9 protein-coding genes are annotated in these 12,368 nt (G+C 71.6%); 2 read left to right on the top strand and 7 right to left on the bottom strand.

Translation table 11 applies throughout. The features are described 5' to 3' along the window. Positions 1–21: 21 nt before the first annotated feature. Positions 22–1,350: an MFS transporter gene (locus DFR41_RS17820; RefSeq protein ID WP_114803713.1), complete on the top strand. Its 1,329-nt coding sequence runs from the start codon at positions 22–24 to the stop codon at positions 1,348–1,350. Further along, entirely contained in the window at positions 1,347–2,483 is a 1,137-nt protein-coding gene (locus DFR41_RS17825) for a metallophosphoesterase family protein (RefSeq protein ID WP_114803714.1), read from the top strand. The genes DFR41_RS17820 and DFR41_RS17825 overlap by 4 nt, the downstream gene beginning before the upstream one ends. Positions 2,484–2,693: 210 nt before the next feature. Here the strand turns inward: DFR41_RS17825 and DFR41_RS17830 are convergent, their stop codons facing one another. From DFR41_RS17830 to rbbA, 7 genes are all read right to left on the bottom strand, one after another. After that, positions 2,694–4,730, bottom strand: coding sequence for an acid phosphatase (locus DFR41_RS17830; protein ID WP_114803715.1), 2,037 nt, complete (start codon positions 4,728–4,730; stop codon positions 2,694–2,696). Between the two features lie 77 nt (positions 4,731–4,807). Next, positions 4,808–5,284, bottom strand: coding sequence for a universal stress protein (locus tag DFR41_RS17835; protein ID WP_017762022.1), 477 nt, complete (start codon positions 5,282–5,284; stop codon positions 4,808–4,810). 24 nt (positions 5,285–5,308) lie between these two features. Then, complete coding sequence (locus DFR41_RS17840) at positions 5,309–6,520, bottom strand: acetate/propionate family kinase (protein ID WP_114803716.1); 1,212 nt, start codon at positions 6,518–6,520, stop codon at positions 5,309–5,311. A gap of 78 nt (positions 6,521–6,598) precedes the next feature. Beyond that, positions 6,599–8,020 (bottom strand): bifunctional enoyl-CoA hydratase/phosphate acetyltransferase, encoded by a 1,422-nt coding sequence (locus tag DFR41_RS17845; protein ID WP_114803717.1) that lies wholly within the window; start codon positions 8,018–8,020, stop codon positions 6,599–6,601. Next, positions 8,017–8,403 (bottom strand): hypothetical protein, encoded by a 387-nt coding sequence (locus DFR41_RS17850; RefSeq protein WP_017757808.1) that lies wholly within the window; start codon positions 8,401–8,403, stop codon positions 8,017–8,019. The genes DFR41_RS17845 and DFR41_RS17850 overlap by 4 nt, the downstream gene beginning before the upstream one ends. Positions 8,404–8,435: 32 nt before the next feature. After that, complete coding sequence (locus DFR41_RS17855; RefSeq protein ID WP_425326711.1) at positions 8,436–9,563, bottom strand: ABC transporter permease; 1,128 nt, start codon at positions 9,561–9,563, stop codon at positions 8,436–8,438. Between the two features lie 66 nt (positions 9,564–9,629). Then, positions 9,630–12,368, bottom strand: coding sequence for a ribosome-associated ATPase/putative transporter RbbA (rbbA, locus tag DFR41_RS17860; protein ID WP_114803719.1), 2,739 nt, complete (start codon positions 12,366–12,368; stop codon positions 9,630–9,632).

Raw genomic sequence — 12,368 nt, forward strand, 5'->3', positions numbered from 1 at the left:
ACGCAACCGGAGACCTCCCCGATGAGCAGCTCGCCCACCCTCGCGGCTTCCGCGAATGCAGCCGTCGGGGATGCGTCGGGCGGGGACAAGCGCCGCGCCACGCGCGCGCTGTGCGCGCTCAACTTCTTCATGGCCGACATGCAGGCCGGCATCGGGCCCTTCCTCGGCGTCTTCCTGCAGCAACGCGGCTGGCAGCCGGGCGCCATCGGCTCGGTGATGACGGCCGGCGGCGTGGCCGGCATGCTCATGACGGTGCCGGCGGGCGCCTTCATCGACCACACGGCGCGCAAGCGCTGGGTGGTGGTGATCACCGGCATCTGCACGGTGCTGGCCTCTTTCCTGATCCTGTGGTCCCAGGCCGGCCTGGTGGTCACCGTGAGCCAGGTGGCGACGGCCATCGCCGGTGCGGCCATCGGCCCGGCGGTGGCCGGCATCACGCTGGGGGTGGTGCGCCAGCGCGGCTTCAACGCGCAGAACGGGCGCAATCAGGCCTGGAACCATGCCGGCAACATGGTGGGCGCGGCCCTGTCGGGGTGGCTGGGCTTTCGATACGGCATGCCGGCGATCTTCTTTCTGGCGGCGCTGTTCGGCGTCTTCGCCATCGCCTCGGTGCTGGCCATTCCCGAGCGCACCATCGACCACCGGGCCGCGCGCGGGCTCGAAGGGCCGCACGACGGCAAGGCCGCCGCGGCCGACGACAGCCAGGCGCAGGGTTTGCGAACGCTGCTGCAAAACCGGCCGTTGCTGATCCTGGCCGCGGCGCTGGCCTGCTTCCATTTGGGCAATGGCGCCATGCTGCCGCTGTATGGCCTGGCGGTGGTCGGCGCGGGCAAGGGCAACCCGGCCATGTTCACGGCCCTCACGGTGGTGGTGGCGCAGGCCGTGATGATCGCCACCGCCCTGGCGGCCATGCGGCTGTCGGCCACGCGGGGCTATTGGCTGGTGATGCTGGTCTCCTTCGCCTCGCTGCCGCTGCGCGGCCTCATCGCCGGCAGCGTGATCGACAGCTGGGGCGTTTGGCCCGTGCAGGCGCTCGATGGAATCGGCGCCGGCCTGCAGAGCGTGGCGGTGCCGGGTCTGGTGGCCTGCCTGCTCGATGGCACCGGCCGCGTCAACGTGGGTCAGGGCGCCGTGATGACCGTGCAGGGGCTCGGCGCCAGCCTGTCGCCCGCCATCGGCGGCTGGCTGGCCCAGCTGTTCGGCTACCAGGTCGCCTTCTATGTGCTGGGTGGCTTCGCCCTGGCCTCGTTGGCGCTGTGGGTCGGGTTTGCTTCGATGTTGCGTCCGGCCTGCGCCGGCGTGTGTGAACCGCGGGCCGGAGAGCCTGCATTGGGAGCTGCTTCGTCATGAAGGATTCGACTGCGTTTCCGCCTTCCATCGCCTGGATCCACATCGGCGACCTGCACATGGACGAGGCCGACGGCTGGGCCGCCCGGCCGCGGCTGCAGGCCATCGTGGAGGAGCTCAACGCCCATGCGCGCGAGGCCGACTTCGTCTATCTGCCCGGCGACAACGCCAACCATGCGACGCCCGCACAGTACGCCGCCATCACCGAGGCGCTGGCCCCGCTGGCGCTGTCCTGGCGCGTGATCCCGGGCGACCATGACTTCGAGGGCGGCAGCCTGGCCGCCTACGAGGCCGCCTTCGCGCCGGCGCAGCGGCCGGAGCACGAGGTGATCGCCGGCCACCGCTGCATCTTCGTGGACGTGGTCGGCAGCGGCGCGGGGGGGCCGGACTTCCGGCTCAATTCGCACCACCGCCACCGCATCGCGCGCCAGCTGGCATTGGCCGAGGCGGCGGGCGAGCTGCCGCTGGTGTTCATGCACTGCTATCCCGGCGACCTGGCCGCCGATGGCGAGGCGCTGGCGCAGCTCTTCGCCGATGCACGTGTGCCCTTCGTCGACACGGGCCACACCCATTACAACGAGCTGCTCAACGATGGCGCGGTGGTCTATGGGGCCACGCGCTCGACGGCCCAGATCGAGGAGGGCGGCGGCATGCCCGGGTTTTCGGTGGTGTGTGTGCACGACGGCGTGCCGAGCTGGCGCTTCCGGCCACTGGGCGCATGCTGGCCGCATGTGCAGATCGTCGCGCCCTGCGATCTGCGGCTGGTCACACGGGCCTCGCAGCCCCGTCAGGTGCCGCGTCCGGGCGTGGTGCGCGTGGTGGCGCGGCGCTTCGGCGCTGCCGACGCGCCCATGATGGCCACGCTGGACGATGCCACCCCGCAGCCCATGCGCGCGAGCGCACCGGGCTTCTGGGAGATCGACCTGCCGGTGGACGCGCCGGGCCTGCATCGCATCGATGTGAGCTGTGGCCGCGCGGCGGATTCCGTCGAGGTGCTGGTGCGCGCGGCCGACGGCGTGCCCCGGCGCGGACCGTTGGTCGCGCCGGGCCATGCCTGCCACGCGATCGGCGCCTGGCCGGTGGCCGGCATCGACGGGCTGCAGCTGGGCCCCAACCGCAACGGCGGCGACTGGTAATCGCGGAAAGGCCCACACCCCGCTCTTCATGACGTGGAGTGCCAAGCGCATCGCGTGAAGCCGGTGGCGCGCAGGGCATCAGACGGCCGCGGAGCAGGCCATGCCAGGGCACCCGAGGAACTGGCTTCGCCAGGCCTCTGGGTGCGCCCCCCTCCAAGCCGAAGGCGCCAGAGAGGGGGGGAGCCGCGAAGCGGCATGGGGGGTGTTGACTCAGATACTGTCGATGCGCACCAGCACGGCCGTGGCCGTGTAGCTCACGCTGACCTTGCCGAAGCCCTGCACCGTCACGTTGCCGAAGCGGCCCTGGCGGCCGGCGGCCTGGATCACGGTGAGGGTGTCGCCCACCTTCGGCGTGTAGCCGCTGGCGAAGCGCACTGCCAGATCGCCACCGGCGATCACGGCATTGCCGCCCACCTTCAGCAGGCCGGCACCGTTGGCGCCCGCCACCACGCTCAGCGTGCCGGCGGTCTGCGTGTAGCGGCCCGCCAGCGTCAGCGGCGCAGCGGCGACGGTGCTCTCCAGCGTGCCGCCCTTGACGAACACATCGCCGCCGCCCAGCGCGGTGGCCGAGTCGGCGCCCAGCACGCCCGCGGCCAGCACGGTGCCGCCGGTGTAGCCGTTGTTGCCCGACAGGCGCAGCTGGCCCGTGCCCAGCTTGGTCAGCTTGCCCGCGCCGGCGATGTCGTTGCGCCAGCGGTCGATGGCGTTGAAGCCGCCCAGGCTGGCGTCCAGCGTGACGGCCACGTCGCCGTCGAAGCGGCCGTAGCCGTCTGCGGCGGCGAAGAGGTTCAGGCGGCCCCAGCCTTCGCCGTCGTTGCCCAGCGGATAGCCCGAGTCGATGGCGGTGCTCTTGAGCACCACGCGGCGCTGGTCGGCGCTCAGGTAGGGCAGGCGCGTTTCCAGCAGCACCTCGGCGCCCTTGGGCACGGTGGCGGTCTGGCCGGCGGCGCCGGTGCGGTCCAGGCCGTAGGTCAGGCGCTGCAGGTAGGTCTTGCGCCAGGCTGCGCTGTCGCTGAAGCGATCGAAGTCGGGCTGCGTGCTGTCCTGGGTGCGCGGCGTGTGCGCGTAGGTGTTCAGCGCATTGAAGTCGGCGCTGCCACTTTGCGTGCGCAGCCAGGCCTGGGCCTGGTCGTAGGCGGCCTTCTTCACGGCGGGCGTGTAGCTGGCCACGCTGGAGAGGTTGTAGGCCACCACGGCCGTGGCGTGCACGCGGCCGCCCATCACGTCAAGCGGCGAATGCATGCCGGCCAGGATGCGGTTCTCGCCCATTTCCATCGCCCGGGCCACCAGCTCCTGGTAGCGCTGCGGCACCAGGTACGCCATGGCCAGCGTGTCGCGCCAGGCCTCGGCCGTGTGGCCGCTGGGGAAGCCGCCGTCGGTGGCCGGTGTGGTGCTCTTGGCCGACTCGAGCGCGGGCACCACCTTCACGTCGCTGCTCCAGCGCCAGGGGCGGGCGTACTTGTAGAAGCGCTTGGGCGGTTCGGTGGAGCCGGCGGCCAGGCCGTTGATGAAGTCCACCGCCAGGCCCAGGTTGGCATTGCCGCCCGCGCTGCCCACGCCGACGTTGTTGCCGCCGTCGCTCACTGCGGGGCTCAGCGCCGTGTTGGGGTCGACGGCCGTGATGGTGGTGGTCTGCTGCGTGCCGGCGCGCCAGGCGCTGGTGAGCGGGCCCATGCCGTCGCTCACGCTGTAGCCCTTGCCGCGGCGGTCGTCCATGTAGGCGGCCAGGCCCTGGGCCGTGGTGCGGGCCTGCGTGGCGGTCTTGACGTAGTTGATGTTGGCGGCGTGGACGGCGGCGTTCTTCACCGTGCCGTCGGTGCTGTCGCCGGGGATGCCGCTCCAGGTCGATGGCGTCACGGCCGGACAGCCGTTGGCCGCGGCCAGGGTGACGCCCGCGTCGACCATGAGCGAACTGGGCGTCCAGATGTCCAGGAAGCCCTGCAGCACGCGAGCGCCTGCATTGGTGGCCAGGGTGACGTTGCAGGGGTTGTCGCGCTGATTGGTGGCGCCGGTGTCCACATAGGCGACGGCGCTGGGCACCGGGGCCGTGTCGGCCTGGCCCAGGCCGGCAGGCTCGGCCGGGACGGTGACCGTCTCGGTGGCGGTGCTGCTGCCCGACGGGGCGGCGCTCGTGACGGGCGTGAAGCTGATATTGCTGCCGTTGCCCCCGCCGCAGGCCATGAGGGCGGCGGCACTGGCGACGGCAAGGACGAGGGTGCGGAGACGGAGGTTCGGTGCGGGGACCATGGGAATCTCGGGCGAGGACAAAGCCCGGGATTCTGGAAAGAGTTTGTGACAGTTCTGAGGCCCTCAGAGCATCGCACTCAACTGCCCGTCGCTGCTGCCTTGGTCGCAGCCCGCGGGCGCACCAGCATCACCGGCATCGCCGCGATGCGGGCGACCTGCTCGGCGTCGCTGCCCAGCAGCAGGCGGTTCACGCCGCGGCGGCCATGGGTGCCCAGCACGATGAGGTCGCAGCCGGACTGGCTGGCCTGGTCTGCGATCAGCTGCGACACACGTTCGCCCCGGCTTTCGACCAGCACGGTCTCCGCCGCGATGCCCTGGGCTTCGAGTGTTTGCCGCGCAGCGTCCAGCAACGCCTGGCCGTTGCGCAGGAAGGTGGGCCGCACCTCCTGGATGTGCACCAGCGGGGGCTCGAAGCCCGTGATGTGGTCCATGGCGTCGACCACATGCAGCAGCACGACGGTGGCGCCAGCCAGGCGCGCGAGCTGCGCGGCCTCGTCCAGCGCCAGCGCGGCGGTGGCGCTGCCATCGAGGGGAACCAGGAGACGGTGGTACATGGAGAAGGTCCTCTTCCTTGGTGTTCAGGGGGTCATGAGCGCCGCCGCATGGCGCGCCGCGATCCATTCCTCGTTGGTGGGCTCCACGCCCACGTCGACCCGGCTGGCGGTGGTGGAGATTCGGGACCGGTCGGCCTGGTTGGCCGGCTCGTCCAGTTCCAGCCCCAGCCAGCCCAGCGCCGCGCACACCCGCGCGCGCAGCACGGCGTTGTGCTCGCCGATGCCGGCGGTGAAGACCAGCCGGTCCAGCCCGCCCAGCACGGCCACCAGCGCCCCGATCTCGCGCACGATGCGGCGCACGTAGAGGGCCAGCGCAGCGCGGGCGCGTTCGCCCTCGGGGCTGTCCTCGGCCTCGCGGGCGAGCAGCACGCGCGGATCGCCCGACAGGCCCGAGATGCCCAGCAGCCCCGACTGGTGGTAGAGCGCGTGGCCCACCTGCTGCAGGCTCAGCCGCTCGATCTCCATCAGGTAGAGCACGGCGCCGGGGTCGAGCGCGCCGGTGCGCGTGCCCATCATCAGCCCGTCCAGGGCCGAGAAGCCCATGGTGGTGGCGACGCTGCGCAGGCCCTGCATGGCGCACAGGCTGGCGCCGCTGCCCAGGTGGGCGACGATGGTGCGGGCGGCCTCGGCCGGCGCACGGCCGTGCCGCTCGGCCAGGGCGATGGCGATGTATTCGTACGAGAGGCCATGGAAGCCGTAGCGCCGCAGCCCGCGCTCCCAGGCCTCCCACGACAGCGGCAGCATCCGCTCCACCTGCGGCAGCGTGTGGTGGAAGGCGGTGTCGAAGCAGGCGATCTGCGGCAGCGTCGGCCGCTCGGCCAGCAGGATCTCCATGGCCTCCAGTGCGAAGGGCTGGTGCAGTGGCGCGAGCGGGATGTAGCTGCGCAGCTCGGCCAGCACCTGCGCATCGACGCGCACCGGCGCGAAGTGGCGGCTGCCGCCATGCACCACGCGGTGGGCCACGGCGGCCAGCGGCCGGCCGGCCAGCCAGCGCAGCACCTCGTCGCGGATGCGGGCCAGGGCGTCGTGGTAGGGCTGCTCGGCCGACAGCGCCAGCGGGGTCACGGGCAGGTCGCTGGCGCCGATGTCGGGCGCCGGGCCGCCGATGTCCTGCACCTTGCCGTTCCAGGCCGGGCGCCGCGGCGGCTCGCCGTCACCGGCGGCGAAAAGGGCGAACTTGATGCTGGACGAGCCGCAGTTCAGCACCAGGATGAAGGCGGTGGCGGTCCCGTTCACGGGGCCATCTCCGGCTTGGTCTGCGGCGCATGGGCTCTGCGGGGCGGATGAGTGTTCATGTCGGGCTCGCTCCGAGGTTCACGGCGGCGTGGTGCGCCAGCGGTGGGCCAGCAACACCGCGATGGCGCAGGAGGCGATGCGCGCGGCCCGGGTGTCCGCCCGGCTGGTCAGCACGATGGGCACGCGCGCGCCCATCACGATGCCGGCGCTGGCCGCGTCGCCCATGTATTCGAGCTGCTTGGCCAGCATGTTGCCGCTTTCCAGGTCGGGCACCACGAGCACATCGGCCTGGCCCGCGACGGGCGATTCGATGCCCTTGATGCGCGCCGCCGCGGCCGAGACCGCGTTGTCGAAGGCCAGCGGACCGTCCAGCACGCCGCCGGTGATCTGGCCGCGCTCGGCCATCTTGCAGAGGGCGGCGGCGTCCAGCGTCGCGGCCATGCGCGGGTTGACCGTCTCCACCGCCGCCAGCAGCGCCACCCGCGGCGTGGCCACGCCCACGGCCTGGGCCAGGGCGATGGCGTTGCGCACGATGTCGGCCTTCTCTTCCAGGCCGGGCGCGATGTTGATGGCCGCATCGGTCACGATGAAGGGCCGCGGATAGGCTGGCGTCTGCATCAGGAAGCAGTGCGACAGGCGCCGGCCGGTGCGCAGGCCAGCGGCGGCGTCGAGCACCGCGGCCATCAGTTCGTCGGTGTGCAGGCTGCCCTTCATGAGCGCCTCGACCTCGTGCGCACCGGCCAGGGCAGCGGCGCGCGCGGCGGCGGCATGGCTGTGCGGCACGTCCTCGATGGCGATGCCGGTGAGGTCGAGCCCGGCGGCCAGGGCCGCGGCCTCGATCTTCGCGCGCGGTCCCACCAGTACCGGCTCGATCAGGCCGGCCGCGCGGGCATCCAGCGCGCCGCCCAGGCTCAGCCCGTCGCAGGGGTGCACCACCGCCACGCGGATGGCGCCCAGCGGCTTCACATGGGCCAGCAGACGCGGCAGGCCGTCGCCGGCCGCATGCAGCCGCACTTCGGGCAGGGTGGCGGCGGGGCGCTCGATCTTCTCGGTGGGCGCGAGCACGGTGGCCTCGCCCTCGATCACGTCCTCGCCGGCCTGGTTGGTGCAGCGGCAGTCGAGGGTGAGGCGCTTCTTCGTGGCGTCGCGGGTGGCGACGGTGACGCGGATGGTCAGCGTGTCGCCCACCCGCACCGGCCGCAGGAAGCGCAGTGTCTGGCCCAGGTACACGGTGCCCGGCCCGGGCAGCCGCGTGCCGAGCACGGCGGAGATCAGGGCGCCGCCCCACATGCCGTGGGCGATCACGCCATGGAAGCGGGTGGAGGCCGCGAACTCCGCGTCCAGGTGCTGCGGGTTGACGTCGCCAGAGAGCACGGCGAAGAGCTGGATGTCCTGCGCCGTCAGCGTGCGCTGCAGGCTGGCGCTGTCGCCCACGGCGATCTCGTCGAAGGTGCGGTTGCGCACCAGCGCCAGAGGTGCCTCGGCCGGCTCGGCGCTCATGGGCTCTCCTTGGGCTTGCCCTGCGGGGCCAGGGCCTCGGCCGTGCTCTTCTGCCACTGCGCCCAGGCTTCGCGCAGGCCCTGGGCCAGCTCGGTCTGGCTGGCCAGGCCGCCCTGCACCAGCGTGCGCCACGCCTCCAGGTTGCGCTGCGTGCCGCGCCAGAGCAGGTCGGCGGGCCAGGTGCCGAGCGCCGGCCAGTCGCCCGTGTTGGCCGCATGGCCCACCTGGGAGACCGCGTCTTCCTCGGTGTCGGAGAACAGCCGCAGTCGGCGCTCCCAGGCCTCGCGCCCGGCCTGCTGCAGCAGGGCGAAGGTGCGCAGGGCCAGCGCGGTGTTGGCCGTGGCCAGTGCCACGGGCAGGGGGGTGACAGGGGCGTCATGCATGGGAATCTCCTTGCGATGAAAAACAGGGACGTTCAGGCCATCTGACTGATGGTGCGCCGAAAACGCGAGAGCGCCATGACGAAGAGCACGAGTCCGATGACGAACAGGGCCGCGAAGGAAGGCCACACCACGTCGATGCCGGCGCCGCGGTACAGGATGGCCTGGCTCAGCTCGACATAGTGCGTGTTCGGCGCGGCGAGCATCAGGTCCTGAACCAGCGCGGGCATGCTCTCGCGCGGGGTGACCGTGCCCGAGAGCATCTGCAGCGGCAGCAGCGTGAGCATCAGCAGCAGCCCGAACTGCGGCATCGAGCGCGCCACGGTGGCCATGAAGATGCCCATGGCGGTGGTCGAGAACAGGTGCAGCGCCGTGCCGGCCAGGAACAGCGGCACCGAGCCCTCCACCGGCACGCCGAGCAGGCCCTGCACCACGAACTGCAGCGAGGCCGCCGCGGCCACCAGCACCACCACGCCCATGGACCACACCTTGGCCAGCATGATCTCGGTGGGTGTGACCGGCATCACCAGCAGGTGCTCGATGGTGCCGTGCTCGCGCTCACGGATCAGCGCCGCGCCGGTGAGCACGATGGCCAGCATGGTCACGTTGTTGATGATCTGCATCAGCCCGCCGAACCACGCCTTTTCCAGCGCCGGGTTGAAGCGGGCGCGCAGCGCCAGGTCCACCGGCAGCGTGGTGGTGGCGCGGTAGCGGCGCAAAAAGTCGTTGACCTGCTCGGTCACGATCTGCTGCACGGCGCCGTTGCCCGAGAAGGCCTGGCTCATGCGGGTGGCGTCCACGTTGAGCTGCACCTCGGCCCGCCGGCCCGCCAGCACGTCGCGCTGGAAGCCGGTGGGGATGACCAGCGCGAAGGTGTAGCGGCCCGCGTCCATGCCCGCGTCCATCTGCGCCTGGCCGATGGCCACCGGCGCCGAGAAGTAGGGCGGCTGGAAGGCCGAGACGATGCGCTGCGACAGCGGCGACTGGTCCTCGTCCACGATGGCGATGGGCGCGTTGTGCAGCGTCTCGGGGATGGCCGTGGCGCCCGTGTAGACCGCCACCGAGAAGGTGTAGACGATCAGCACCAGCATGGTCGGGTCGCGCCACAGGCTCCACAGCTCCTTGACGCCCAGGCGCAGGATGTTGGCCAGGCGGCGCGCGATGGCGGTGCGGCGCCTGGTCGGCGCGGCGGTGGCTTGGGGGATGGGAGCGGTGGCGACCATGGCGTCTCAAGCCTCCTGCTTGCGCAGCAGCGCGACCGACGCCATCACGATCAACGGCGCCGCTATCAGCAGCGGCACGAAGGCCTGCTGCAGGTCGCCGAAGCCCAGCGCCTTGCTGAACACGCCGCGGCTGATGGTGAACATGTGCGTGGCCGGGTAGATCTGCCCCACCCAGCGGCCCACGCCCTGCAGCGACGAGACCGGATCCGTCAGCCCCGAGAACTGCGTCGCCGGGATCAGCGTGCCGATCATGGCGAAGAACATGGCCGCGATCTGGCTGCGGGTGACAGCCGAGGCCAGCAGGCCCATGCCGGTGGCGATGACGCTGAACAGCAGCGCCGCCACGGCCAGCGTGGCAAAGCTGCCGGTGAAGGGCACGCCGAACAGCGTGACGGCGAGCAGGCACATGAGCAGGAAGTTCAGCATGGCCAGCAGCACGTAGGGCAGCTGCTTGCCCAGCAGGAACTCGATGCGCGTGACCGGCGTGACGTAGAGGTTGACGATGGAACCCAGTTCCTTCTCGCGCACCACCGCCAGCGCCGTCAGCATGGCTGGCAGCATCAGCAGCAGCATGGGGATGATGGCCGGCACCATGGCCGGCAGGCTGCGCACGTCGGGGTTGTAGCGGTAGCGCGACTGCACCTGCACGGCGGCCACCGGCGCCGTGCCGGTGCGCGCGCGCAGCTGCTCGACGAGCCAGTACTGGTGGATGCCCTGCACATAACCTTGCAGCGTGTCCGCCCGCGTGGGCATGGCGCCGTCGATCCACGCGCCCACCTGCACGTCGCGGCCGCCCAGCACGTCGCGGCCGAAGCCTGAGGGGATCTCGATGGCCAGCGAGATGTCGCCGCTGCGCAGCCGCCGGTCCATGTCGGCGTCGTCGCGCAGCGGCGGCTGCTCGGTGAAGTAGCGCGAGCCCGCCAGGTCCAGCACATAGCTCTGGCTGAGCGTGCTCTGGTCGCGGTCGAGCACGGCATAGCGCAGGTTGTCCACGTCCATGTTGATGCCGTAGCCCATCACGACCATCAGCACCAGCGAGCCCAGCAGCGCCATGGTGGCGCGTACCGGGTCGCGCTGCAGCTCCAGCGCCTCGCGCCACAGGTAGCTCCACAGGCGCTGCAGGCTGAAGGCGGCGGGGCGCGGGGGCGGCGCAGAAGCCGAGGTGGCCGGGGCGGCGGGCGCCTCGTCCGCCGCCTGGTCGGGCGTGCCGCCGCCTGCGTCCACCAGGTAGCCGATGAAGGCCTCCTCCAGGCTGGCGGCGCCGCGGCGCGCCACCAGGGCCGCGGGGGCGTCGCTGTCCAGCACGCGGCCGGCATGCATCATCGACATGCGGTCGCAGCGCTCGGCCTCGTTCATGAAGTGGGTGGAGATGAAGATGGTCACCTTGTCGCGGCGCGACAGGGTCACCAGCAGGCGCCAGAAGTTGTCGCGCGCGATCGGGTCCACGCCCGAGGTGGGCTCATCCAGGATCAGCAGTTCGGGCCGGTGCACCATGGCCACGGCCAGCGACAGGCGCTGGCGCATGCCCAGCGGCAGGCTTTCGGGCAGGCTGTCCTGCACCTGCTGCAGGCCGAAGCGATCCAGCATCTCCTGCACGCGCGCATCCTGTTCGGCCGCGGGCACGTGGAACAGCCGCGCATGCAGCACCAGGTTCTGCCGCACGGTCAGTTCGCCGTACAGCGAGAAGGCCTGCGACATGTAGCCCACGCGCTGCCGGGTGTCGATGTCGCGCGGGTCCACCTCGTTGCCGAACAGCCAGGCCCGGCCTTCGCTGGCGGGCAGCAGGCCGGTGAGCATCTTCATGGTGGTGGATTTGCCGCAGCCGTTGCTGCCCAGGAAGCCGAAGATCTCGCCGCGGCGGATGCGCAGGCTCACGTGGTCCACCGCCGTGAAGTCGCCGAAGCGCATGGTCAGGCCCTCGGCCTCGATGGCGATGTCGTCGTCGCCCGCTTCGAGTGGCGGGATCTGCACCGGCGCCCAGTCGCGCTTCTTCTCCTCGGGCAGCAGTTGGATGAAGGCCTGCTCCAGCGTGGCCGCGCCGGTACGTGCCAGCAGCGCCTGCGGCGTGCCGGTGGCCAGCACGCGGCCGTCGTCCATGGCCACCAGCCAGTCGAAGCGCTGGGCCTCGTCCATGTAGGCGGTGGCCACCATCACGCTCATCTGCGGACGGCCCTGGCGGATGCGCGCGATCAGGGCCCAGAACTGCGCGCGCGCCAGCGGATCGACGCCGGTGGTGGGCTCGTCCAGGATCAGCAGGTCGGGGTCGTGGATGAGCGCGCAGCACAGGCCCAGCTTCTGCTTCATGCCGCCCGAGAGCTTGCCCGCCGGCCGCGCCAGGAAGGGCTGCAGCCCGGTGCTGCGCGTGAGTTCGTCGATGCGCCGGCGGCGCTCTGGGCCCGCATGGCCAAACAGGCGGGCGAAGAACTGCAGGTTCTCTTCCACCGACAGCGTGGGGTACAGGTTGCGGCCCAGCCCCTGCGGCATGTAGGCGATGCGTGGGCACACGGCCTCGCGGTGGCGCCGGTCGGCCATGTCGCCGCCCAGCACCTCCAGCCGACCCTGCTGCAGCGCACGGGCGCCGGCCACCAGCGACAGCAGGCTGGACTTGCCCACGCCATCGGGCCCGATCAGGCCGACCATGCAGCCGGCCGGCACCTCCAGGTCCACGTCCTGCAGTGCATGGGTCGGGCCATAGTCCAGGCGCAGCTTCTGCAGGCGGACGACGGGCGGGCGCGAGTCGGTCAT

It is taken from the genome of Pseudacidovorax intermedius (genome assembly GCF_003350475.1).
Classification (GTDB): domain Bacteria; phylum Pseudomonadota; class Gammaproteobacteria; order Burkholderiales; family Burkholderiaceae_C; genus Xenophilus; species Xenophilus intermedius.